At 53.9% G+C, this 2,498-nt stretch carries 3 protein-coding genes; 1 reads left to right on the top strand and 2 read right to left on the bottom strand.

The genetic code is table 11. The features are described 5' to 3' along the window. Window positions 1-256: 256 nt before the first annotated feature. Entirely contained in the window at window positions 257-553 is a 297-nt protein-coding gene (locus tag AC13QO_RS29845) for a type II toxin-antitoxin system RelE/ParE family toxin (RefSeq protein ID WP_488542755.1), read from the bottom strand. Continuing rightward, on the bottom strand, window positions 550-816 hold the full coding sequence (locus tag AC13QO_RS29840) for a type II toxin-antitoxin system ParD family antitoxin (RefSeq protein WP_285194985.1): 267 nt from the start codon (window positions 814-816) through the stop codon (window positions 550-552). The genes AC13QO_RS29845 and AC13QO_RS29840 overlap by 4 nt, the downstream gene beginning before the upstream one ends. Before the next feature lie 28 nt (window positions 817-844). Between AC13QO_RS29840 and AC13QO_RS29835 the strand changes: the two genes are divergently transcribed. Next, a complete protein-coding gene (locus AC13QO_RS29835) occupies window positions 845-1,219 on the top strand; it encodes a glycoside hydrolase family 3 C-terminal domain-containing protein (RefSeq protein WP_488542756.1) in 375 nt (124 codons plus the stop codon). The last annotated feature ends 1,279 nt before the right edge of the window (window positions 1,220-2,498 follow it).

The following is a 2,498-nucleotide window of genomic DNA, read 5'->3' as shown; positions in this document are numbered from 1 at the left end:
ATGATGCTGATGGTCGGATTGCATGACCTCAATAATGCGCTGAACTCTTAGGCGGAAATCACCAATGATCTCGCTTCTAACTCGCTGAATTTTCGGCCAGGTGGTCCCGGCATTAAATGAGGGCCGCGAGTTCTAATCCCTTCAACTGCAAAAACGATTGTGGGATGTTTATCTTTACGATGAGGCTGAGACGCACAGAGTAGCCGCTCAGTTCGCCTTTAGTGTGCGAGGTAGCCCCAAGATCGGTACATTCAAATCATTCGCCAAAGAGGATGGCGCCATAGTCGGTGGCGCCATGCAAGATATGGATGATGACTACCTTCGCGGTTTCGACGCGGTAGAAGATCAGGTAGTTGCCATGAACACGACGACGAATACCATGGTGCTCGTAGCGAGGGATGAGGGCGAAGCTGTTCGGACTATCGACGAGATCCACACATTTGCTCCGCAGCTCCCGGATAAATGACAGGGCGCGCAGCGGATTGTTCTCAGCGATATAATCGGCAATTTGCTCAAGGTCGTTTTCCGCCTCGCTTGAGAACTCAAGCATCATGCCGATTTTTCGGCATTGTCAGCCATCGCACGGTATTTGGCGTCGAGACGGTCGAAAACATCGCTCGCCGGCTTCGTTCGACCGGCGTCCGCATCGGCAATGCCGCGCATGATGGAGGCGTCCAGCGCGGCGAGCCGGGTCTCGCGGTCCTGGATTAGTCGCACACCTTCACGCAGGACTTCGCTTTTCGAGCCATAGCGCCCAGTATCGACGAGTTGCTGGATATAGCTTTCGAGCTGTTTTCCTAGTTCGGCGCTGATCATGCGGTCCTCCGTCTGATAGCGAGATAGAATAGGTTCTTTATCAACTATTATCAAGAGACATCATACCCTCTTATGCCACTCCCATGGCCAGCCGTGCAAGGATGGCAATGCTGACTTCGAGGCGATCAAGGAAACGGCGAAGCAAGTTCCGACGATTGTCTCCATTTATCTGGCGCGTCCGGCGATCCTCACAGGAATTCGCGAGCACGCTGCTGCCATCCCCGCTAATTTCGGCGCAAGCGACGCAGCTCTGTTCGACGCAATTGAGGGCAAGAAGAAAGCTGAAGGTAGGCTGCCTTTCGAACTCCCTTCATCGATGGACGAGATGCGCGCGCAGAGATCGGATGTGCCGCACGACAGCCGTAATCCGCTTTACCCGATCGGGTACAATATGGGATACTGACCCATTGGTCTTATTCTTCGACATCCAGATTTCCTTCGCGAGGTGCGGATAGACGGGCCAGTCGGCGTCGTGTCTCACGGGCGGCGAAAAGGATGATTCTGGAAAGTTGTTGGCGCCCTAAGTTCCTTAATTGCCGTTATCCGGACACGGAAATCGCGTAGTCGATGATCTAAACAGGGGCCTTCGCAGACCTGCCCCCCCCCCATTGATTTTGTCTATCGCCTTCGCGTGTAGTTTCACGGTGTTCGTCCATTCGTCGATTGTCAAAGGAGCAAGAGAATTGGTTGTAACCGCATGGCACGACGATAGCGCAAAACGGACGCCTATGCACAGTCGTTCGCTGCTGCAGGAAGGATTTTGCTCGGACGTGGACCCCGGGCCAGCGAAATGACTGGTGCGAGTAACGGAATGGATTCCGCAGCCAGATTAGCAAGTTAGAGCTAATTGACCATCTTCAGAACCATGTCATCCTGTTCTACATTGTCGCGACCCCCTGCTGGCGGCAAGGATTGTACAAGATGCCCCGCGAGAATGCGGGGTTTTTGCCGGCATGTTACTTGAACTGCACTACAAACCACGGCGCCCGAAGCCCGACCTAAGTCCGTCTTTTTCCTAGTAAGATTCGAGCTAGATTTTCTTCATCCTTGTCGAGAGGACGCCAGGGAGGTTTTAGCAATGTTGCTGCGTATCCAGTCGGAACCTCCCTGGCGAAGCAAATAACACTTGCCAAGCTGAGTTAAACCATGTCCAACGCGGTAGTGGAACTAAGTCAGTTTCTCTATCGTTGAAGTAACAGGAAAGCACGGGTGTTCCTCCTATGCGATCCGTTGTCAAGACTTGCCCCGTTTCGCCGGGGCTTTTTTTGTCCGGCATCGTACCGGAACCACATTGGGACAATGAGGTTAACTCACCGGATCGCGGGAGAAAGCCAGTTAGTTCAGTTCGCGTAATGCCTTCCTCTTACGATCCGCTGTTGGGTCGTGCGGAGTCAATTTACCGGTCCGCTCCCAAGCGACGCTCCGCACGGCCCGACGCCTCAAGACATCTGCCAAGTTGAACCTTTGCATTCCCGCCCTACCTTAGCATCGGGGAGTAAGGGCGTTATGATCCCGTCCCAAGTATTCCAAACCCAGAGCGTTTTGAATGAAGCCGAAGTGGCCCTCTGCCAAAGGGTCTTCGATCACGTCGTCTCGGTGAAGCAGATCACCTCGGATCCGCAGCGCCAGGACCTCGCCTGTCGGATTATCCAGTCGTATCAGCACGGCGTGAAGGATGAGGA

It is taken from the genome of Rhizobium sp. CNPSo 3670, from assembly GCF_057784555.1.
The sequence above is the reverse complement of the archived record's forward strand: the minus strand, read 5'-3'. Positions and strand labels throughout refer to the sequence as shown.